This is a genomic window from Nonomuraea roseola (assembly GCF_039535395.1).
GTDB lineage: Bacteria > Actinomycetota > Actinomycetes > Streptosporangiales > Streptosporangiaceae > Nonomuraea > Nonomuraea roseola.
This window is the reverse complement of record NZ_BAAAXC010000015.1, coordinates 4,584,533-4,605,059: the sequence shown is the minus strand read 5'-3', so window position 1 is coordinate 4,605,059 and position 20,527 is coordinate 4,584,533. Positions and strand designations below refer to the sequence as shown.

Sequence of the window (20,527 nt, the reverse complement as noted above, 5' to 3'; positions counted from 1 at the left end):
TCGGTCATGAAGAGTTCGGTCGTCATCTGCGTCTACACCGAGGACCGCTGGGAGGACATCAGGCAGGCCGTCGAGTCCGTCGAGCTCCAGCGGCGCCCCGCGCACGAGATCATCCTGGTCGTCGACTACAACCAGGACCTGATGCTCAGGCTCAAGCAGGCCTACCCGCGGGTGGTCGTGGTCGAGAACACCCATGACAAGGGGCTGTCGGGGGGCAAGAACACCGGTGCCGACGTGGCGACGGGCGACATCGTCGCCTACCTCGACGACGACGCCGTGGCCGACCCCGGATGGCTGGAGGCTTTGGAGGAGGGCTTCCAGGATCCCGCCGTGGTCGGCGTCGGAGGCAGGACCGAGCCGCTGTGGCAGACGGGGCGACGGCCCCGGTGGTTCCCCTACGAGTTCGACTGGACCGTGGGGTGCAGTTACCGCGGCATGCCCGCCGTACGCTCGCCGATCCGCAACGTCATGGGCGGCAACGCCGCCTTCAGGCGTACGGCGGTAGGCGAGGTCGGCGGTTTCCACAGCGGCATCGGCCGCAGCGTCCAGGGGCGCAAGAGCCGCCCGCTGGGCTGCGAGGAGACCGAGTTCTGCATCAGGCTCTCCCAGCGCAAGCCGGGCGCGGTCATGCTGTTCGAGCCGGCCGCGCTCATCGGGCACAAGGTACCCGCCCAGCGCGCCACCTTCGGCTACTTCCGCTCCCGCTGCTACGCCGAGGGCCTGTCCAAGGCCCTGGTCACGCAGAGCGTGGGCACCCAGGACGGGCTGAAGAGCGAGCGGGCCCACGCGCTGAAGGCGCTGCCGCTCGGCGCGCTGCGCGGGCTCGGTGAGGCGGTGCGCGGCGACGTCTCGGGGCTCGGAAGGGCCTTCGCGATCGTCGTCGGGCTCGCCTGGACGACGTGGGGTTACGTGGTGGGTTCCGTACGGCTGAAGCTGGTGCGTTCATGATCCGTGTGCCGATTCTCATGTACCACTCGATCACCGACAGGCCCAACCAGGACACCAGGCCGCACGCGGTGCGCACGAGCGACTTCGCCGAGCAGATCGACTACCTGTCCACCAACGGCTTCACCCCCCTGACGGTGGCCGACCTGGTCGCCTCCGTGCACAAGAACAACGGCAGGTCACTGCCCGACAAGCCGGTCGTGGTGACCTTCGACGACGGCTACGCCGACTTCCACACCCACGCGCTGCCCCTGCTCGAGCAGTACACCTTCCCCGCCACCGTCTTCCTGACCAGCGGATGGGTCTCCGACGCGGGCAAGGACGCCGCGGGCAAACCACTGGACGACATGCTCAGCTGGGGCCAGGCCCGCGAGATCGCGCAGACCGGCATCGAGATCGGCGGCCACAGTCACAGCCACCCCCAGCTCGACCAGCTGCCCGACGCCGAGCTCCGCCAGGAGCTGCGCAAGAACAAGGGCCTGCTGGAGGAGCGGATCGGCGCCCCTGTCGCCACGATGGCCTACCCCTACGGCTACTCCAGCGCGCGGGTGCGCCGCGAGGTGCGCAAGGCCGGCTACTGGGCGGCGTGCGCGGTGAACAACACCATCGCGGCCGACCGCCACGACCTGCTGGCCATCCCCCGCCTCACCATCGGCCGCCACACCACCATGAGCATGTTCAGACGCGCGGTCGAGGGCAGCGCGATCCCGCTGATCTACCTGCGGGAACGCGCGCTCACCAAGGGCTACGCGGTCGTCAGAAGGACGAGGTACGGATTGCGGCGGGTACGAGGGAATGTCTGACCGATCGGTCCTGCAGAAGATCCTGCGAGACCTGCGCAACCCCCTTTTCCGCAACGGCTACGCGCTCATGGCGAACACGGGGATCACCGCCGTCCTCGGCATGGGCTACTGGCTGCTTGCCACCCGCTTCTACACCCCCGAGGAGTTCGGCAGCGGTCAGGCGCTCATCACCGCGATGCGCCTGTTCGCCTCCCTGACCGCCCTTGGCTTCGTGGGGGCGCTGGCCAGGTACATCCCGATCGCCGGGCGCCGCACCGCCGACGTCATCCTGCGCGGGTACGGCATGGCCGCCGCGACCGGCGGCGTCGCCGCGATCGGCTTCCTGCTGACGCTGCCCATGTGGGGCGAGATCTACTCCGTGCTCGGCGGGCTCGGCCACGGCCTGTTCTTCCTGGGCGCGGTGCTGGTCTGGTCGGTGTTCACGCTGCAGGACGTCGCGCTCACCGGGCTGCGCCAGGCCGTATGGGTTCCGGTGAACAACCTGGTGTTCGGCCTGGTCAAGATGGGCCTGCTGGTGGCGCTGGCGGGCTCGCTCCCCGAGGGCGGCATCTTCGTCTCCTGGGTGATCCCGACGGCGATCGCGCTGATCCCCGTCAACTTCCTGATCTTCGGCCTCCAGGTGCCCAAGCACGTCCGTGAGACCGCGGGCGAGGCGAGGCCGCCAGGGCTGCGCGAGATGGGCAGGTTCCTGGCCGGCGACTTCCCCGGCACGCTGTCGATGCTGGCGATCGTCTACCTGGTGCCCGTGCTGGTCGCCGCCAGGGTGGGCGAGGCCACCTTCGGACGCTTCTCCATGGCCCACACGCTGGGCTGCATGATCGAGCTGCTGGCCATGAACATGGCGATCTCGCTCACCGTGGAGGGCTCCTTCGACCGCTCGCGGCTGGCCGCCAACGCCAGGCAGGCGCTGAAGCGGGCCCTGCTGATCATCACGCCGATCATCGGCGTGGCCTGCCTCGCCGCCCCCCTCATCCTGGCCGTCTTCGGCTCCGAATTCGCCACCGAGGGCACGACGCTGCTGCGGCTGATGGCGCTGGCCGTCCTGCCGAGGGTGCTGATCGAGGTCTACCTCAGCTCGCTGCGTGCGCTGGGCGAGGCGAGGAAGCTGGCCGTGGTGCAGATCGGTCTTGCGGCGCTGGTGCTGGCGTCGATCATGGGCCTGTTCCCCTTCCTGGGCGTGAATTCGGTGGGGTACGGCCTGCTCTTCAGCGAACTTTTGGTCGCACTTTTGATCTTCAGAAGTCTCCGTAAAGTTCTCAAAGGTGGCGAAACCGGGCGGCATCGTGTCACCCAGCGGTCGTCTGAGGCCGCATGATGGTCAACGTGAGGCAACCGGCGGGCGATGAGATGACAACGGAGACGACGGGCACGTCCGAGGCTTCCAGTGCTTCGGATGTGGAGGAGGTCGAGGAGCCTGTGGACCCCGACTTCGACCCCGAAGCCACCGGAGTGATCCCGAAGATCACGCTGCCCGTGGGCACCGGGGCCGACCCCAGCACCAGCGCCGACGCGGAAGAGCCCGGCTCCGCCGCGAACCAGGATGCACCCGGTTCCAAGCGGCCGGACTCCGACGAGACGGACTCCGAGGAGACCGGCACTACGGAGACCGAAGCCGCAGATGCCGAATCCGCGGGAACCGAATCCGCGGAGACCGGCTCTGACGAGACCGGCCCCGAGACGACGGGCTCTGAGCCGACGGCCTCCGACGTGACCCGCCCCGGCGCCTCCGAGAACTCCCCGGAAGAGCTGACCGAGAATTCGGCCGACCCGGGCGAGGATCCTGCCGACCCGGACGAGACATCGGCCGAGCAGGACGAGACATCGGCCGACCGGAACGAGAATCTGGCCGAGCAGGACGAGGATTCGGCCGGGTCCGAGGCGACCGCGGAGACCTCGGCTACGAACGAGCCCGAGACGGCCGCCGAAGCGGCCCCCGACTCGGCCGAAGCGTCCTCCTCATCGGACGAGCGCCGAGCGCTCTCCAAGCCGGACGAGCCCGAGGCAGCCTCCTCATCGGACGAGCCCGAAGCGACCTCCTCCTCACGTGAGCCTGAGACGGCTTCCACCTCGGATGAGCCCGAGGCGGCCTCCTCATCGGATGAGCCCGAGGTGGAAGCTGCCTCCGCCTCAGACGAGCCCGAGGCAGCTTCCACCTCGGATGAGCCACAGGCGGCCGAGACGACCTATGCCGAGGCCGAGACGACCGAACTGGCCTTCCCTCCGCGCGAGCCCCTGACCGCGGGGCCGGCCTCTGACGCGGCCGAACGGGAGCACACCGAGCCCGCCGAGGAAGAGTCCGACAGCGGCGAGGAGCCCGCAGCCGGCGCGTCGTACGAGGTGGACGACGAGGACACCAACCCCGCGCTGCGTCTGCCCGACTTCACGGCCGCGGGTGAGGATGTCACGGAGATCACCACCGCCGTACGCCTTCCCACGCCACCGAAGGCCGTCTCCAAGAGCAGCACGCCCGAGGACGAGGACAAGGCCGAGGACGCGCAGGGAGTCGCTGACACCACTGTCGCGCTCCGCCTGCCCTCCGCCTCCGTGAAGGTCGGACACGCCCCCGAGGCGCCCGCCGTACCCGCCAGGAGGCCGCAGCAGGCCGCGCCCCAGGGGAAACAGACGCGCCTGGCGTCGCTGGTGCGAGGGGCGCCGCGCTGGCTCCCCGTCGTGCTGGTCCTCGAGGGCCTGCTCATGTACGTCCTGGCGCTGCGGGTCTCCCCCGGCCCGCTGCGCGGGGTGGACCCCGCCGACATCGACGGCCTCGGGCTGATCTCCGCGATGCCGCTGAGCGCGTTCTTCGCGATCGTCATCATGATCGTCTCGTTCTTCGTCACGGTCACCCAGAGCAGCGACCGCAAGTTCCTGCTGCTGTTCCAGATCGCCGCGATCACCTTCGCCCTGCACGGAGCGGGGGCGATCGTGGCCGACGAGCCGCGCTTCCCCACTGCCTACGTGCACGCGGGCTTCGTCGACTTCATCTCGAGAACCGGCGAGACCTCGGTGCAGCTCGACGCCCGCATGGCGTGGCCCGGCTTCTTCGCGCTGTTCGCGTTCGTGGGCAAGGCGGCGGGCATCACCGACCTCACGACGATCCTCAACTGGACGCCGCTGCTGTCGAACCTGCTCTACCTGCTGCCGTTCGTGCTCATCCTGCGCCAGGTGGTGGCCACCACGCGGGCCAGGTGGTTCGCCGCGCTGCTGTTCATCCTCGTGCAGTGGATCCAGCAGGACTACTTCTCACCTCAGGGTTTCACCTTCGCCCTCTACCTGGCGTTCGTGGCGATCCTGCTGCGCTGGTTCGGCAAGGTCGATCCGCGCACCAAGCCGATGCCCGCCAAGGGCCCCGTGCGCAGGTTGCTGGCCAGGCTCGACTCGATGCTGCCAGGCGAGCTGGCAAACACCGGCACCTTCAGGGCCGACAAGCTGCTGATGCTGCTGATGCTGATCGCGCTGCTATTCGCCGCGACGGCCTCGCACCAGATCACGCCCTTCATGATGCTGGGCGTCCTGACCGCCTTCCTGCTGGTCAAGCGGACCTCCCTCACGTGGGCGCTGCCGTTCTTCTTCGGGCTGGTGGTGCTGGCGTGGATCAGCTACCAGACCGTGGGGTTCTGGCAGAGCAACATGGACTCCATTTTCGGCGGCATCGGCAGGCTGCTGGAGAACTTCACCCGCGGGACCAACGACCGCATCGAGGGCAGCGACCCCGTCCACGCCCTGGTGCTGCAGACGCGGCTCGCCATCTGCGCGACGGTCCTGCTGCTGGCCGCGGTGGGACTGCTCAGGCGGCTGCGGCGCGGCGTGTTCGACAGGGCCGCGCTGGTGCTGCTGTGCGTCCCCGTGCTGGCCATGGCCCTGCAGAGCTACGGCGGCGAGATGGGCCTGCGGGTCTACATGTTCATGCTGCCCGGCGCCTGCCTGCTGGCGGCCTACGCCTTCTTCCCCAACCTGCCGGCCGACAGCGAGGACGCCAGCGAGGAGACGGTGCCCTTCCGCCAGCGCAACGTCAGGTTCGACCCGCGGATCACGAAGATCATCTCGATCATCCTGGCCGCGACCGTCGCGCTCGCGCTGTCGATGGCCTTCCTCGTCGCCCGCTACGGCAACGAGAAGTTCGAGCGGGTGACCACGGGCGAGGTCGCCGCGATGCGCTACGTCTACGCGCACGACAAGCCGAGCGCGAGGGTGCTCTACCTGGTGCCCAAGGTGGGCCCGGAGGTGACGCCGATCCTGCCGTGGGGCGAGAAGGACTTCGAGAAGGTCGACTTCACGCAGCAGGCGCTGGTCCACAAGGATCCCGCCAACATCACCCACGCGGTCGCGACGCTCAAGGCCGGCGAGCGCAACACCTTCCTCGCCGTCACGCGGGGCCAGGCCGCCTATCTCCAGCTGAACGAGGGCTTCCCCTCCGACTGGTACGACAAGTTCGTCGCCGCCCTCGACAGGTCCAAGGAGATCAAGAAGGTCTACTCCAACGACGACGCGGCGCTCTACACGTGGAAGAAGTTCGTCAAGGGCTCCGAGATCCCCGACCCTCGCTACGTCAGCGGCGGTCCGGGTGATCCTGGCTCACCGTGGGACCTGGTCGGCGTACTCGCGCTCGGCATCACCTGGCTGACGCTCTTCGCCTACGAGGTGATCCGCCTGCACGGCAGGGACAAGGCGCCCAGGGCGCGCAGGCGCTTGCTGATGGTGGCGGTGCCCGCCTTCCTGCTCGCGGTCGGTGTGATCGTGGAGCGCTTCCTCTACATCGGTCTGAACATGTTCCAGTAGTTCGCGAAAGTCACAGGAAACACTCAGGGTGCGGGATGATGTCCTCTTGATGTGGTCACCATCCCGCGCCTCCGAGGACAGGATCGCCGCAGTGGACGCGCTGCGGGGCTTCGCCCTCCTCGGCATCCTGATGGTCAACATCGCCTTCCTCGCCTCGGGCTACCGCATGAGCGGGCTGCCCGAGCCCGGGTTCGACAGCGGGCTCGACTGGGGCGTGCGCTGGTTCGTGACCATGTTTATGGAGAACAAGTTCTACCTGCTGTTCTCCTTCCTGTTCGGCTACAGCTTCACCCTCCAGCTCGACTCGGCCACCAGGCGCGGCGCGGCGTTCGTGCCGATGTTCCTGCGACGGCTGGCGGGGCTGTTCCTACTCGGGCTCGCGCACGCGGTGTTCCTCTTCCCCGGCGACATCCTCACCACCTACGCGGTGGTCGGGCTCGCGCTGCTGGTGCTGCGCAGGATCACCCCGAAGGCGGCCCTGATGCTGGCCGTGGCGCTGACCGCGGCGCTCGCTCTGGCCTTCGTCGCCGCCGCGGGGGCCGCCGTGCTGGGTCTGCGGGTGCCCGGCGCCACGTCGGGCGGCCTGGCGCAGGCTCTCGGCGCGGACATCCTGCTGCGCGGCGGGCCCGCCACGATCGTCAGTGAGCACCTGCACGAGCTGTCGGTCATCGTCGTGCTGCGGGTGCTGTTCCAGGCGCCCGCCGTCCTGGCGGCCTGTCTGGTGGGGTTGGCCCTCGGCAAGCGGGCGACGCTGAAGCGGCCCGACCCGCGGATGCTGCGCACGCTGCAGTGGGCGGGCTTCACGGTGGGCATCGCGGGACAGGCGCTCCACTCCTACTCGGCCTGGAGCGGCTCGGGCGTCGTGCTGCGCCTGCTGGGCCAGGCGGTCGACCTGGTCACGGCGCCGCTGCTGGCCGCCGCCTACGCCGCCACCCTCCTGCGCCTGCTGCCCAGGATCGCGCCGCTCGGCCGGGTGCTCGCGCCCCCTGGGCGCATGGCGCTGACCAACTACCTCGGCCAGTCGCTGATCTGCTCGCTGATCTTCACGGGGTACGGCCTGGCACTCGTGGACAAGGTGAGCCCGCCGCTCGAGTTGCTCGTCGCCCTCGCCGTCTTCGCCGCGCAGGCCGCCTTCAGCCACTGGTGGCTGCGCCGCCATCGCCACGGCCCCGTCGAGTGGTTCCTCAGAGCGCTCACCCATGGGCGGCTTCCTTCGAAGCAGGTGCAACCGACCTGAGGCGAGCGGTGTTTCAGAGGTGCACACAGCACACACTGAAAGGCTCTCCCATGGACCTGCAGCTTTCCGGCCGCGTCGCGGTCGTCACCGGCGCCTCGAAGGGGATCGGTCTCGCCACCGTCGCCACCCTGCTGGAGGAGGGCGCCGCCGTCGTGGCCGTCTCGCGCAAGAGCAGCCCCGAGCTCGACGCGCTTGCGGGGCCGAGGCTGACGCACGCCGCCGTGGACCTGATGGACCCCGAGGGCCCGGCGATGGCGGTGGAGCGCGCCGTGGAGGTCTACGGCGGGCTCGACATCCTCGTCAACAACGCCGGTGGTCCTCCGCCCGGCGTGAAGCTGCCCCGCTTCGCCTTCATGACCCCGACGGACGCCGACTGGCTGACGATGTTCGAGTTCAACCTGTTCGCGGTCGTGCGGGCCGTACGGGCGGCCATCCCGCACCTGCTGGCGCGTGGCGGCGGGTCGATCGTCAACGTCACCACCGGCGCCGTCCGCCAGCCTGGCCCGATGAACGTGGACTACCAGGCGGCGAAGGCGGCCCTGCTGAACGTCTCGAAGGCGCTGTCGGAGGAGTACGCGCCGCAGGGCATCAGGGTCAACACCGTCAGCCCCGGCCCCGTCAGGACGGCCTGGTGGACCGAGGAGGGCGGCGCGGCCGACATCCTCGCGGGGGCCACGGGCTCCGACAGGGACAGCGTGATGGACACGGTGGCACCGCAGATGATGAACCTGTCCACCGGACGGCTGGTCGAGCCGCAGGAGGTCGCCGACGTGATCGCCCTGCTGGCCTCGCCGCGCTCGGCGAGCACGACGGGCTCCGAGTTCGCGGTCGACGGCGGGTTCCTCAAGGGCATCTGAGCATCGGAGGCCGTCAGGCGGGGGTGAGCTCCTTCAGAACCGGCAGCGCCCTGTGGGCGTAGACCGGATCGACGGGCAGCACGTGCCCCGCCCACCACCTGGCCGCGGAGGGCGAGGGTGAGGGCTGGGTGAAGGAGGGCGCGTAGTCGTCGTAGGGCGGGTCGTAGAGATAGCCGGTGGCCACGCCGCGCCTTTCGAGGGCGGCGATGGCCCGGTCGCGCTCCTTCACCAGCAGCGGCACCCTGAACAGCGGCTGGTCCAGCTGGTCGAGCACGCCCTCCGCCACGCTGGGCAGCGCGGCGAGGCTTCGCACGCCCTGCAGCCGCCTGGGCCTCTCGCCCTCGACCTTGGCCACCCTGCGTGACTGGTACCAGCGGGCGAGCGGGCCCTTGGCGGTCCTGTAGGAGTGCAGGTCGGCGCGGACCCATGGGTCGAAGGGCGGCAGCGAGGGCGCCTGGGCCGTGGCGGCGGCCAGCTCGGGAGCGCGGAGCTTGATGCGGTAGCCCTCGCGTTCCTCCTCCATGCCGAGCAGGCGCGCGAGTGCGAGCGCGGGACGGACCAGGTCGAGGCGCAGCGCCACCTGGCGGGCCATCGAGGTGGCCACGCTCAGCAGCTCGGCGCGCAGCGCGCCGGGCCGCAGCAGCCGCTCGAGGTCCTGCTTCACCGCCTTGGCCGCGGTGGCGTCCTGGAGGGCGATCACGCCGCCCGAGCCCGCGCCGGGGTGCTTGGACAGGCTGAACACCGCCGCCTGACCGAACGTGCCGAGCGGGCGGCCCGCCACCGTGGTCTCCATCGCGTGGGCGACGTCCTCGATGAGGACCTTGCCGGCGAACGCCTCGATGTCGTCGGGCAGGCCGTACAGGTTGGTGGTCAGGACCGCGTCGACGGTGGAGAGATCGACCAGCGAGGGATCGATGTTGCCGGTACGGCGGGACACCGGCGCGATGACCGGGCGCAGGCCCGCCGCGAGCACCAGGAAGAGGATCTCGTCGGCCGAGATCGGCGACATGAGCAGCCGCTGCCCCGGCGAACAGAAATGGCGCAGCGCGAGGTAGAGCCCGAGCCTGTTGGAGGGAAGCAGCAGGCAGTGACAGCCGGTGCGTGCCGCGAACGCCAGTTCCGGGCTCACGCCGACAACGCCGTGCGGAGTCGGCCGTAGGTCTTCAGCGCCCTGTCGGCCGTCTTGAGCAGCAGCGGGTTGGCCATGACCGCGCCCCGCGCCTTGCGCACGGGGACCCTGAGCATCCAGTGGACGCCCGCGCCCGCGCTGGCCCTCGCCACCCGCCCCTCGGCGACCTGGAGTTCGCCCGTCTTGAGCTTCTCCTTGTACTCCTTGTCTCCCCTGCCCATGTCGATCATCTGGATGCCGGCGGCGGAGGCGGCCTCGGCCATGGCGAGGTGGTGGATCAGCCCTGGGGAGAATTTCGCGTAGGCGGTGTCGTAGGCGGGGAACCAGCCGACCAGCGTGGTGCGGGTGCGCAGGCCGAAGTGGCCCGCCACCGGGGCGCCGTCGACGTGGACCATGTCGAGCACGCCGGCGAAGCTTTCGGTCTGGGTGGCCAGCAGACGCTCGACCAGCTCGACGATCCACCTGATGGCGAACCTGTCGGTGCGGCCGGTGCGGCGGTACTGGTCGGTCTTCCACCCCAGCAGCGCGCGCAGCGGCTCGGGGTCGGTGGTCGCGTAGTCGTGGCGCAGCGGGCCCACGTCGCGCTGCAGCTTGCGCGACTTGGCCAGCGTGCTCTTGTACGTCTTGCCGGAGTTGGCCTTGAGGAACTCGGTGTAGGCGGCCCAGCCGTCGCTCAGGTCGATGATCGGCGAGGGGTAGAGGGTATGCCGCTCGGCCAGCAGGGGCTGCCCCGCCACCAGGTGGTCGAACTCGAAGACGCTGAGGCCGCAGGCCCTGATCAGGGCCTGCGGGTCGATCTCCGCGTCCTTGGCGTGGACCAGGCCCTGGGCGTCGGTGAGCCCCGCGGCCACCGGCTTGCCGATGCCGAGGGGATGGCGCTCGAAGGGGAAGAAGCCCACCAGCTCGCCGCCGTCCTCGACGACGGCCACGCGGGTCTGCTCGCGCAACTCGCCTACCGTGATCGTGAACTCGGGCGAGAGGAAGGGATTGTCGAACGCGGCGTCCGCCTCCTGCAAGGCCCGCCACCGGGTCACTTCCGGCTGCCCCAGGTCACGGGGTTGTACAAGTGTGATGCGCATGAGCTCCTACTGGGGTGTGCGGTTCCCCGATCGCCGGTCTGCATGGAAACGGCGATGTACAGCAACGTTAAAGGATGGACGGAGGTGGGGGATCACGATGAGGTGCAAATTTAGGGAACTCTAATTTTTGGCAGCGAGAACCGAATCGAGTTCTAATGGGGTCCCATGACGGTACCTGGCATTGACTGGCCGCGGCTGGTCGCGTGGATGGGCGAGCACGTCCCCTCGGCGGGCGAGCCGGTCTCGGTGTCGCTGATCTCCGGTGGCAGATCGAACCTCACGTATCTGGTGGAGACGGCGCGGCGGAGCGTGGTCCTGCGCCGCCCTCCGCTCGGCCACGTGCTGCCCACCGCGCACGACATGCGCCGCGAGTGGCGCGTGATCTCCGCCCTGCACGGCACCCCCGTGCCGGTCCCCGAGCCGGTGGCCTTCTGCGCCGAGGAGGAGGTGATCGGCGCCCCGTTCTACCTGATGGGGTACGTCGAGGGCGCCGCCGTCCGCAACAGGCAGGAACTGTCCACCCCCGGGCCCGAGGAGACGCGGCGGCTGTCGCAGCGCCTGGCCGAGGTGCTGGCCGAGATCCACGCCGTGGACTACCGCGCGGTCGGGCTGGGCGACTTCGGCCGTCCGGACGGGTACATGACGCGGCAGCTGGAGCGCTGGTGCCAGCAGTGGGAACGGTCGGCCGACCGTCAGGAACCCGCCTACGACGCGCTGGTCGCCAGACTGCGGGCCCGCCTGCCCTCCACCTCCGCCGCCACGCTGGTGCACGGTGACTACCGGCTCGACAACACGCTCGTCAGGCCCGATCCTCCCGAGATCCTCGCGGTCGTCGACTGGGAGATGTCCACGCTGGGCGACCCCCTGGCCGATCTCGGCCTCACGCTGACCTACTGGCACGACCCCGGAGACGAGGAGCGCGCGTCGATCCCCGTGGCAGGTGACGTCACGCTCGCCCCGGGTTTCCTGAACGCCGCCGAGTTCGCCGCCCACTACGCCAAGGTCTCCGGCAGGGACCTCGGCGACCTCGATTTCTACGTGGCCTTCGGCAACTTCAAACTCGCCGTCATCGTGGAGGGTATCCACGCCAGGTTCAGGCAGGGTAAGACCGTGGGTGAGGGGTTCGAGCGCATCGGAGCCGCCGTGCCCACCCTGCTCGCCCGCGCCCACCGCACGCTCGACGACGGCCCCGCCTGACCCCTCCTCCGCGGCAGCGGACGACCCACAAGGAGTGACCCGATGAGCAGTGTGGTTCTCATCACCGGAGCGGCCAGCGGCATCGGCGCCGCCGTCGCTCGCAGGATGGCGGCGGGCGGGGCGCGCTGCGTGCTCCTCGACCGCGACGAGGCGGGCGTCGAGCGCATGGCCAAGGAGGTCGGCGGCGTCTGGCTGGCCGGTGACGTCACCGAGCGCGACACCTCGCTGCGCGCGGCCGAGCTGGCAGAGGAGAGGTACGGCAGGCTCGACCTGGTCCACCTCAACGCGGGCATCTCCAGCGGCGTCGACCTGGCCGACTTCGACCTCGAGCAGTACCGCGTCGCCATGGGCGTGAACGTCGACGGCGTCGTCTTCGGCGTCGCCGCCACCGTGCCGCTGCTCAGGAGGGCGGGCGGTGGCGCGATCGTCGTCACGGCCTCCCTCGCGGGCCTGGTCGGCTTCGACGGCGATCCGATCTACACGATGAGCAAGCACGCCGTCGTCGGTCTGGTCAGGGCGCTGGCGGCTCCGCTGGCCCGCGACGGCATCAGGATCGGCGCCGTCTGCCCCGGCTTCACCGACACCCCTCTGGTCGCCTCGCAGCGCGAGATGTTCGTCGGCGCGGGCTTCCCCCTGCTGACCGCCGAGGACGTCGCGGGCGCCGTGGAGTCCGCCTTCTACACCGAGGAGCCGGGCACGCTGCTGGTCGTTCAGCCTGGTCGGGCACCTGTCCCCTACCGTTATGCTGGCGTGCCCGGGCCGGCAGGAGGACAGCGGCCGCCGAATCCCAGCTAATCCGTAGTGGAAGATTCAAGCGTCCTGCAACCCCGGCGGTTACCTTGGAGTGGCGCCGGGCTCTATGACCCGGCTTCGTCATGTGGAACGGTGCAGGAGGACCCCGGTGATACCGACGAACGGCCGACACGCGCACAGGCGTTCCCCCTGGCCGATCGCTCTGGCAGCCGGGATCGTCGCGGTGGCTCTCGTCGCCGGGATCATGATCTACGCGGGCACCAGGAACAGCTCCGCGGGCGAGCAGGCCACGATCCCGCCCACGCAGGCCGCGCCCAGCCTGAGCGCCCCGCCCGCGACCGAGGACTGGCCGCGCTGGGGGGTCACCCACACGCAGTACAGCGCCGACCAGGACACCCCGGAGGTCAGGGAGGCCGCCGTCGGCATCCTGGCCCGTGAGCCGATGCTGCAGAACCAGCACATCATGGGCTGGGGCGCGGGCAACCCCGAGCCGAGCCCCGGCAGGTACGACTTCCGCGATCTCGACCGCCGCATGAAGATGATGTCGGACTCCCGCTCGATCCCCGTCATCACGCTGTGCTGCGCGCCCGACTGGATGAAGGGCGGCACCGCGGGCCGTACCGACTGGTCCAAGAACCACACCACCGCGCCCAAGCGCGAGCACTTCGACGACTACGCCAGGCTGGCCGCGACCGTCGCCAAGCGCTATCCGACCGTGAAGCACTTCATGGTGTGGAACGAGTTCAAGGGCTTCTGGAACCAGGCGGGCAACAGGTGGGACGCCGAGGCCTACACCGAGCTCTACAACAAGGTCTACGACGCGCTCAAGAAGGTGAACCCCGAGATCAAGGTGGGCGGGCCCTACGTGCCGATCGACCACCACGATCCCAGGATCGGCACCTCGGAGGTCAGCGGGCCGTGGGGCGTGGTCGACAAGCGGGTGCTCGACGCGATCGAGTACTGGATCAAGCACAAGAAGGGCGCCGAGTTCGTCGTCGTCGACGGCGCCACGATGACCAAGGAGCAGGAGCAGCCGCTGCCCGACGAGTTCGGCGCGACGGCGAAGTTCTCCGCGATCACCACCTGGCTGCGCCAGAAGAGCGGCGACCTGCCCGTGTGGTGGGCCGAGTACTACGTCGAGCCCGAGAACACCGGGTGGAGCGAGGAGAAGGTCGCCGCGGTGCAGGCCACGGCGATGATGGAGTTCGCCAGGAGCGGCGTCACCACCGCCCTGTACTGGAACCCCCAGAAGAAGCCCGCGGGCGAGTGCCACGGCTGCCTCTGGGTGCCGGGGCGCGGCGACGAGATGCCGATGGCGGGGCTGCTCAGCGGGTTCGTCAAGTGGTTCCCCACCAACGCGAAGCTGGAGCAGGTGACCACCAGCGACCCGAAGGTGCGGGTGCTGGCCCAGCCGAACCAGATGGTGATGGTCAACACCACCGACGCCGAGCTGACGGCGACGGTCGACGGCAAGCCGTTCACGTTCAAGGCGTACGAGATCAAGTGGAGCCAGCGGGGCCCCGCCTAGCGGGCGCAGGCGACGAGTTCGGCGAGGATCTGGCAGCCGCGCCGCACCTCGGTCAGCGAGGCCGAGCCGTACCCGATGACCAGGCCGTGCACGTGGGAGTCGGCGTGGTGGTGACGGGCCGTGGTGTCCAGCAGGACACCACGGGAGGCGGCGGCGCCGACGATCGCCTCCACCACGGACGGCGGTAGCTCGGCCAGGACGTGCAGCCCCGCGGTGTCGCCGCGCAGGCGGCAGACAGGGCCGAGGATCTCGACCACGGCCGCGCGGCGGCGGGCGTACTCCAGCCGCATCCTGCGCAGGTGCCTGTCGAGGTCGCCGCGCTCCAGCAGGGTCGCGACCGCCTGCTGGACAGGGCCGCTGGTGCGGTCGGACAGGTTCTGGCGGATCTCGGCGATCCTGCTCAGCAGCGCGGGCTCGCCCACGAGCCAGCCCACGCCGACGTCGGGGGCCAGCGACTTCGACAGCGTGCCGAGGAGCACGACGCGCGAAGGGTCGAGGCCGTAGAGGGCGGGCAGCGGGGCCACGTCGTAGCGGAACTCGGCGTCGTAGTCGTCCTCGACCACCATGGCCCCCGTGCGCCGCGCCCATGCCAGCAGCCGCTCCCTGCGCGGGATGGGCAGGCGGCCGCCCATCGGGTACTGGTGGGCGGGGGTGGTGTAGAGGACGCGCAGGTCGGAGGGGAGCCCCGACACGATGACGCCGTCCTCGTCCACGGGGCACGGCACGATCGTGGCGCCCCTTGCCGCGAAGACGTTGCGGGCGACACGGTAGCCGGGGTCCTCGACCCCCGCCCTCGCGCCGGGACCGAGCAGGGCCAGGGCGACCAGGTCGAGGCCGTTGCCCGTGCCCCTGGTGACCAGGATGTTCTCCGGGCCCACCGCGATCGCCCTGGACCTGCGCAGGTGCCCGGCGAGCAGCTCGCGCAGGAGCGGCAGGCCGTACGGGTCGGGGTCGTCGCCTGGCGGCAGGTCGGCGGCCTTCCGCCAGGCCCGCCTCCATGCCGCCGCGTCGTAGTCCCTCACCCACGGATCCCCTGGGGTGAGGTCGATCAGCGGCGCCTGCCGTACCCGCCTGGTCTCGGGCGGGGCGAGCTCCTGCGGGGCGCGTGGCGCGGCGTCGGCCGACAGGTCGGCCACGAAGGTGCCCGAGCCGTGCCTGCCCTCCAGCCATCCCTCGGCGTAGAGCTGCTGGTAGGCCTCCGTGACCACCGTACGGCTGACGCCGAGCTGCGCGGCGAGCCCGCGCGAGGACGGCAGGCGGGTCCCCGCGGTGAGCGCGCCCGCCCGCATGGCCCCCCGCAGCCAGTCGCCCAGCTGGACGGAGAGCGGCGGCGCCGCGTCTCTCGACAGGGAGATGGGCAGGTCGATGAGCGTGCGCAAGGAAGTGGTCCCCAAGAAGCGGTTATTAGTGGACATTAACGACAGGTCCACTATCTCAATACCGTGACAGCATGCTCTCCACCACACCCCGCACGACGCTCGGCCGTGAGAAGCACCGCGGCAGCACCGACAGGAACGATCTCTACGAGGTGCTCGACAGCGGGCTCATCTGCCATCTGGGCGTGGTGGTGAACGGTCACCCCATGGTGGTGCCGACAGGTTACGGCCGCATCGGCGACACGCTGTACCTGCACGGCTCCACCGGCGCCCGGTCGCTGCGCGCGGGGCAGGGCCGGCAGGTCTGCGTGACGGTCACCCATCTCGACGGCATCGTGCTGGCGCGCTCGGTCTTCAACCACTCCGTCAACTACCGCTCGGCCATCGTCTACGGCGAGGCCAGGCTGGTGACCGACGAGCAGGAGCGCATGGACGGGCTGCGCGCGCTGACCGAGCAGCTGGCGCCGGGACAGTGGGACTACGCCAGGCGGCCCACCCGCAAGGAGCTGGCGGCCACGGCGGTGCTGGCCCTGTCGCTGGAGGAGGCCTCGGTGAAGTTGCGCGCGGGCGCGCCGCAGGACGAGGAGGAGGACTACGCGCTTCCTGTCTGGGCGGGGGTCCTGCCGGTGGTCTCGTCGTGGGGCGCGCCGGTGCCCGATCCCGTGCTCGCAGAGGACACGGCGACACCCGCCCACATTAGGGACCGTTGACAGCAAACCAGGACGCCAGTTCAGTCGTCTCATCAGGTGGGCCACACTCCTGATGGGAGAGCGCCATGGAATGGAGCGTCCCCGGCTACACCGAGGTGCGTCAGCTCGGCTCGGGCGGCAGCGGCAGGGTCGTCCTCGCCGTGCACGACGACACGGGCGCCGACGTCGCGATCAAGTACCTGTCCGAGCGCGTACGGCGGGAGCCAGGGGCGCTGGCCGCCTTCAGGTCCGAGGCGGAGCTCCTGACCACCCTGGTGGACCCGCACATCGCCAGGATGTGGGAGTACGTCCAGGAGCCAGAGGGCGCCGCGATCGTCATGGAGCTCGTCAACGGCGTCTCCCTGCGTGCGCTGCTCCGCGAGAACGGCACGACGGGCCCTGAGGCGGCGCTCGTCGTGCTCAAGGGCTCACTGCTGGGCCTGGAGCGGGCGCACGCCGCGCAGCTGGTCCACAGGGACTACAAGCCCGAGAACGTGATCGTCAGGGACGACGGGGTCAGCAAGCTCGTCGACTTCGGCATCGCCGTACGGCAGGGCACGGCGACCAGGGCCACGGGCACCCCTCCGTACATGGCGCCCGAGCTGTGGTCCGGCGAGCCGGCCTCCCCCGCGACCGACGTCTACGCGGCCACGGTCGTCTTCTTCGAGTGCCTGACAGGACACAGGCCCTACCGTTCGACGGAGTCGCACGTGCTGGGCTACCAGCACCTGCACGCGCCCGTCCCCGTCCATGACGCGCCGGAGGAGATGCGGGAGCTGATCGGGCGCGGCCTGGCCAAGGATCCCGCCGAGCGCCCTTCGAGCGCGGCGGCGTTCGTGACCGAGGTGGAGGAGGCCGCAGTGGCGGCCTACGGCGAGGAGTGGGAGGAGCGGGGCAGGCGGCGGCTGGCCGCGCTCGTGGCCCTGCTGGCCTTCCTGCTGCCGCTGCCGCAAGCGCCTCCTCACGCCGCGGGCTCGACGTTCTTCCGCACGGTCTTCGACGCCGCGCGGCGCAACAGCAGGCGGCTGCTGGTGGGCAGCGCGGCGGCGGTGGTCGCCGCAGGGGCCACGCTGTACGTGCTGGCCGGCGCGCAGCAGCCGCCCGCCACGACGGTCGACGCGGTGGCGGCGGCGCCGTCCCTCTCCCCCGAGCTGCCCAGCCCCGCCTCGCTGCCCTCCGAGACCTCCGAGACGGGTGGCGGGGGCGGGGAACCGGGGGGAGCTCCCACGGACGAGCCCACCGGCGAGCCCACGGGCGAGGCGGGCGGTGAGGCGAGCGGCGCCCCCGACCCGGACCCCGCGACGAGCGACGCCCCGGACCCGGACCCCGGGACCACCCCGACGGCCAAGCCCCCGACGCCGAAGCCCACCCCGACCCCCACCCCGACCCCCACACCCACGCCCACACCCACGCCGACCCCCACGCCCACGCCGCCGACCGCGGTGTCGGCGCTGGACGTCGGCAAGCTGACGGTCGACGCGGACTCCCTCGCCTCGGCCACCGTCTCCCTCCGCACCAGCGGCGCGGGAGCCGTCACGATCACCGCGCGCTTCTCGGTGGACGGCCAGGTCGTGCGCACCGCGACCAGCCAGGTGCGCGGCGCCCTGTCCTACACCCGCACCTTCAGCCACGGCCTCGGCAAGGGCGCGTGCGGCAAGACCGTCAGGCTCACCGTGTCCACCTCGCCCGCCGCTCCCGGCGGCTTGAAGAGGGTCAGCGCGGCCGTCCCCGCCTGCCCCACGGACGTCACGGGGCTGCGCGTCTCGCTCGACATGGCCGAGGCGCCGGGCAGGGCCGTGACCGCGCGGGTCTCCGTGGCGACGAGCGGCACCGGCACGGTCGGGTTGCGGGCCGCCTTCGCGCTCAACGGCGAGCGGGTGTCCACCACGTCCGCCTCGCTGTCCGGCCGCGACGCCTACGCCAAGGACGTCACCCACACCTTCGCCCAGCGCCCGTGCGGCGGCACGGTGACGGTCACCGTGAGGGCGGGCGGCAGGCAGGCCACCGCCAGGGCCGCGGTGCCGTGCGAGGCCGCGGTGCGGCAGGTCTCCGTCGCCCGCGCCTCGCTCAACGCCAGGGGCCGCGCGACGGCCGTGGTGAGCGTCGCCGCCGCCGGCACCCAGCCGGTACGGCTCAGCGTGACCTTCACCCTCGCGGGACGTGTCCAGCACACCGAGTCGCTCGACCTGTCGGGGCAGACCGCCTACACCAGGACCGTCAGCTTCACCTTCGCGGGGACGCCGTGCGGATCGGCGTGGGGCGTGACGGCCTCCACCAGCCCCGCGGCGGCCAACGGGAGCGACTCGGCAGGCGGGAAGACCCCCGCGTGCCGTCCGCAGACCGAGACCGAGAGTCCAAAACCGGACGATCAACGGCCAGATACCGACAATTCCACCCCTGATCTTGGTCTGAGCCGTTAGGCTACGCTCCGTCTGATACGGGTGGGGGCCCAGATAGATCCGAGGTGGTCTGATGGACCGGTGGGGGGTCCCCGGTTATACCGAGGTGCGCGAGCTTGGCACCGGCGCGTCAGGACGGGTGGTCCTGGCTCGGCGCGAGCACGACGGCGTCGAGGTCGCGATCAAGTACCTGTCCGACAGCCTGCGCGACGACGTCGGCTTCGTGGCCAGGTTCAGGCACGAGGCGCGGCTGCTCGGCAGCATGCGCAGTCCGCACAACGTCCGCCTGATCGGGTACGTCGAGGACGGCCAGGGCGCGGCGATCATCATGGAGCTGATCGACGGCGTCTCCCTGCGCGCCCTGCTCGACTCCGAGGGGCCGACGGGTCCCGAGGCCGCTCTGGTCGTGCTCAAGGGCGCGCTGCAGGGTCTGGCGGCGGCGCACGCGATCGGCGTGGTCCACCGCGACTTCAAGCCCGAGAACGTGATGGTCCAGGGCGACGGCAGCAGCAAGCTCGTCGACTTCGGCATCGCCGTCCGGCAGGGCGAGGGTGTCAACGCCGCGGGCACGCCCGCCTACATGGCGCCCGAGCAGTGGTCGGGCGGCCCCGCCACTCCGGCGGGCGACGTCTACGCCGCGACGATCGTCTTCTTCGAGTGCCTCACCGGCATGCGGCCCTTCCGCGCCGCGACGGTTCCCGCGCTGGCCAGGCAGCACCACGCCACGCCGCCGCCGATCGAGGAGGTGCCCGAGGCGCTGCAGCCCCTCGTCGAGAGGGGCCTGTCCAAGCATCCGATGGAGCGACCGCCCTCGGCCGAGGCCTTCCTCTCCGAGCTGGAGAGCGTGGCGGCGCGAGCCTGCGGTCCCGACTGGGAGGAGCGGGGCAGGCGGCGGCTGGCCCGCCTGGCCGGGCTGCTGCTCGTGCTCTTCCCCGAGGCGCCGGACGCGCCTGCCGACACCGGCACGTCGCTGGCCGAGACAGAGTTCGCCGCGCCTCAGCGCCTGCTGGCCAAGCTGGGTGTGAAGGTGATGGTCGGCATCGGGCTGGTCGCGGTGATCGGCACGGTCACCACGGTGCTGCTCACCTCGGGCGAGGACGACCCCGCGCTGCGGGCGCAGACCTCGCCTGTGACACCGAGCGCTCCGACCTCGCTGATCGAGGCGCCCTCGCCGTCGGAGTCGGCTTCGGAGGAGCCCACGGAGGACGAGCCGACCGCCGAGGCGGCACCCACCACGACCACACCCGCACCGACACCGACGGTGGCCGCGGTCGCGCCGACCGCCACGCCCACGCCCACGCCGTCGAAGCGGCCGATCAGGGCCTCTCCCCCGCCGCCGCGCCCGAAGGCGACCAGGACACCGACTCCCACGCCTACGCCCGACGCCTCGTTGCGCGGCAAGGCGGACAACGACGCGCCGCCGCCGTCCAGCAGGCCCTCGCAGTCCGCGACGACCTCGGCCCCTCCCCCTCCTCCTCCGCCCCCGCCGAGTCCCTCGGAGACGCGCTCCACCGAGACGCCGCGAGAGACCCCCGACCCGGAGGAACCCGGCGAGTCGCCGGGCGAGCCGACCTCGACGGACACCGACGGGCCGAGGGTCACCGAGAGCCCCGCGGAGGTGATCGCGAAGGCGCCCGCCGCTCTGCTCGCGCTCGGACTGGTGACGTCTGGCGCGGTACCGGTCACACTGGCGGTGAAACGCCGCGTCGCGGGGCGGCACAGGAGAAAGAGCTAGCGGGGGCGAGCGACCGGGGGATTC

At 70.9% G+C, this 20,527-nt stretch carries 15 protein-coding genes; 12 read left to right on the top strand and 3 right to left on the bottom strand.

Annotation, left to right across the window (positions count from 1 at the left end; genetic code table 11):
• Positions 1–6: 6 nt before the first annotated feature.
• Genes ABFX55_RS45330 through ABFX55_RS45305 form a run of 6 tightly spaced genes read left to right on the top strand, consistent with a single transcriptional unit; the run spans position 7 to position 8,618 of the window.
• A complete protein-coding gene (locus ABFX55_RS45330) occupies positions 7–948 on the top strand; it encodes a glycosyltransferase family 2 protein (RefSeq protein ID WP_183656883.1) in 942 nt (313 codons plus the stop codon).
• Positions 945–1,748 (top strand): polysaccharide deacetylase family protein, encoded by an 804-nt coding sequence (locus tag ABFX55_RS45325; RefSeq protein WP_346129964.1) that lies wholly within the window; start codon positions 945–947, stop codon positions 1,746–1,748. Before ABFX55_RS45330 ends, ABFX55_RS45325 begins: the two co-directional genes overlap by 4 nt.
• The gene (locus ABFX55_RS45320; protein ID WP_346129963.1) at positions 1,741–3,063 is read left to right on the top strand and encodes a lipopolysaccharide biosynthesis protein; all 1,323 of its coding nucleotides are present in this window, start codon (positions 1,741–1,743) and stop codon (positions 3,061–3,063) included. Before ABFX55_RS45325 ends, ABFX55_RS45320 begins: the two co-directional genes overlap by 8 nt.
• A gap of 32 nt (positions 3,064–3,095) precedes the next feature.
• Positions 3,096–6,524 (top strand): hypothetical protein, encoded by a 3,429-nt coding sequence (locus ABFX55_RS45315; RefSeq protein WP_346129961.1) that lies wholly within the window; start codon positions 3,096–3,098, stop codon positions 6,522–6,524.
• 49 nt (positions 6,525–6,573) lie between these two features.
• Entirely contained in the window at positions 6,574–7,761 is a 1,188-nt protein-coding gene (locus ABFX55_RS45310) for a DUF418 domain-containing protein (RefSeq protein WP_346131445.1), read from the top strand.
• Positions 7,762–7,811: 50 nt separating this feature from the next.
• The gene (locus ABFX55_RS45305) at positions 7,812–8,618 is read left to right on the top strand and encodes an SDR family NAD(P)-dependent oxidoreductase (protein WP_346129959.1); all 807 of its coding nucleotides are present in this window, start codon (positions 7,812–7,814) and stop codon (positions 8,616–8,618) included.
• A 13-nt stretch (positions 8,619–8,631) separates the two neighbouring features.
• Here ABFX55_RS45305 and ABFX55_RS45300 read toward each other — a convergent pair whose 3' ends face one another.
• Positions 8,632–9,747: a DegT/DnrJ/EryC1/StrS family aminotransferase gene (locus tag ABFX55_RS45300; protein ID WP_346129957.1), complete on the bottom strand. Its 1,116-nt coding sequence runs from the start codon at positions 9,745–9,747 to the stop codon at positions 8,632–8,634.
• Positions 9,744–10,826, bottom strand: coding sequence for a GNAT family N-acetyltransferase (locus ABFX55_RS45295; RefSeq protein ID WP_183656866.1), 1,083 nt, complete (start codon positions 10,824–10,826; stop codon positions 9,744–9,746). Before ABFX55_RS45295 ends, ABFX55_RS45300 begins: the two co-directional genes overlap by 4 nt.
• A gap of 165 nt (positions 10,827–10,991) precedes the next feature.
• On the opposite strand from ABFX55_RS45295, the gene ABFX55_RS45290 reads away from it, so the two are divergent.
• The 3 genes from ABFX55_RS45290 to ABFX55_RS45280 all read left to right on the top strand — a co-directional run bounded on the left by ABFX55_RS45290 (position 10,992) and on the right by ABFX55_RS45280 (position 14,304).
• Entirely contained in the window at positions 10,992–12,023 is a 1,032-nt protein-coding gene (locus tag ABFX55_RS45290; RefSeq protein ID WP_346129955.1) for a phosphotransferase family protein, read from the top strand.
• 42 nt (positions 12,024–12,065) lie between these two features.
• Positions 12,066–12,818, top strand: a complete 753-nt coding sequence (locus ABFX55_RS45285) for an SDR family oxidoreductase (RefSeq protein ID WP_346129953.1) — start codon at positions 12,066–12,068, stop codon at positions 12,816–12,818.
• 181 nt (positions 12,819–12,999) lie between these two features.
• The gene (locus ABFX55_RS45280; RefSeq protein WP_346129951.1) at positions 13,000–14,304 is read left to right on the top strand and encodes a GH39 family glycosyl hydrolase; all 1,305 of its coding nucleotides are present in this window, start codon (positions 13,000–13,002) and stop codon (positions 14,302–14,304) included.
• Here the strand turns inward: ABFX55_RS45280 and pdxR are convergent.
• Entirely contained in the window at positions 14,301–15,698 is a 1,398-nt protein-coding gene (gene pdxR / locus ABFX55_RS45275; protein ID WP_379479045.1) for a MocR-like pyridoxine biosynthesis transcription factor PdxR, read from the bottom strand. The two genes, ABFX55_RS45280 and pdxR, sit on opposite strands and share 4 nt — an antisense overlap.
• 56 nt (positions 15,699–15,754) lie before the next feature.
• Here pdxR and ABFX55_RS45270 point away from each other — a divergent pair, with 56 nt between their 5' ends.
• From ABFX55_RS45270 to ABFX55_RS45260, 3 genes are all read left to right on the top strand, one after another.
• The gene (locus tag ABFX55_RS45270; RefSeq protein WP_346129950.1) at positions 15,755–16,390 is read left to right on the top strand and encodes a pyridoxamine 5'-phosphate oxidase family protein; all 636 of its coding nucleotides are present in this window, start codon (positions 15,755–15,757) and stop codon (positions 16,388–16,390) included.
• A 65-nt stretch (positions 16,391–16,455) separates the two neighbouring features.
• Entirely contained in the window at positions 16,456–18,789 is a 2,334-nt protein-coding gene (locus tag ABFX55_RS45265; RefSeq protein ID WP_346129948.1) for a serine/threonine-protein kinase, read from the top strand.
• A gap of 52 nt (positions 18,790–18,841) precedes the next feature.
• The gene (locus tag ABFX55_RS45260) at positions 18,842–20,503 is read left to right on the top strand and encodes a serine/threonine-protein kinase (RefSeq protein ID WP_346129946.1); all 1,662 of its coding nucleotides are present in this window, start codon (positions 18,842–18,844) and stop codon (positions 20,501–20,503) included.
• The last annotated feature ends 24 nt before the right edge of the window (positions 20,504–20,527 follow it).

Coding starts and splice junctions, on each gene's coding strand:
- ABFX55_RS45295 (WP_183656866.1), bottom strand. CDS start 10,826: ATGCGCATCACACTTGTACAACCCCGTGACCTGGGGCAGCCGGAAGTG.
- ABFX55_RS45315 (WP_346129961.1), top strand. CDS start 3,096: ATGACAACGGAGACGACGGGCACGTCCGAGGCTTCCAGTGCTTCGGAT.
- ABFX55_RS45305 (WP_346129959.1), top strand. CDS start 7,812: ATGGACCTGCAGCTTTCCGGCCGCGTCGCGGTCGTCACCGGCGCCTCG.
- ABFX55_RS45320 (WP_346129963.1), top strand. CDS start 1,741: ATGTCTGACCGATCGGTCCTGCAGAAGATCCTGCGAGACCTGCGCAAC.
- ABFX55_RS45330 (WP_183656883.1), top strand. CDS start 7: ATGAAGAGTTCGGTCGTCATCTGCGTCTACACCGAGGACCGCTGGGAG.
- ABFX55_RS45325 (WP_346129964.1), top strand. CDS start 945: ATGATCCGTGTGCCGATTCTCATGTACCACTCGATCACCGACAGGCCC.
- ABFX55_RS45290 (WP_346129955.1), top strand. CDS start 10,992: ATGACGGTACCTGGCATTGACTGGCCGCGGCTGGTCGCGTGGATGGGC.
- ABFX55_RS45260 (WP_346129946.1), top strand. CDS start 18,842: ATGGACCGGTGGGGGGTCCCCGGTTATACCGAGGTGCGCGAGCTTGGC.
- ABFX55_RS45265 (WP_346129948.1), top strand. CDS start 16,456: ATGGAATGGAGCGTCCCCGGCTACACCGAGGTGCGTCAGCTCGGCTCG.
- ABFX55_RS45285 (WP_346129953.1), top strand. CDS start 12,066: ATGAGCAGTGTGGTTCTCATCACCGGAGCGGCCAGCGGCATCGGCGCC.
- ABFX55_RS45270 (WP_346129950.1), top strand. CDS start 15,755: ATGCTCTCCACCACACCCCGCACGACGCTCGGCCGTGAGAAGCACCGC.
- ABFX55_RS45310 (WP_346131445.1), top strand. CDS start 6,574: ATGTGGTCACCATCCCGCGCCTCCGAGGACAGGATCGCCGCAGTGGAC.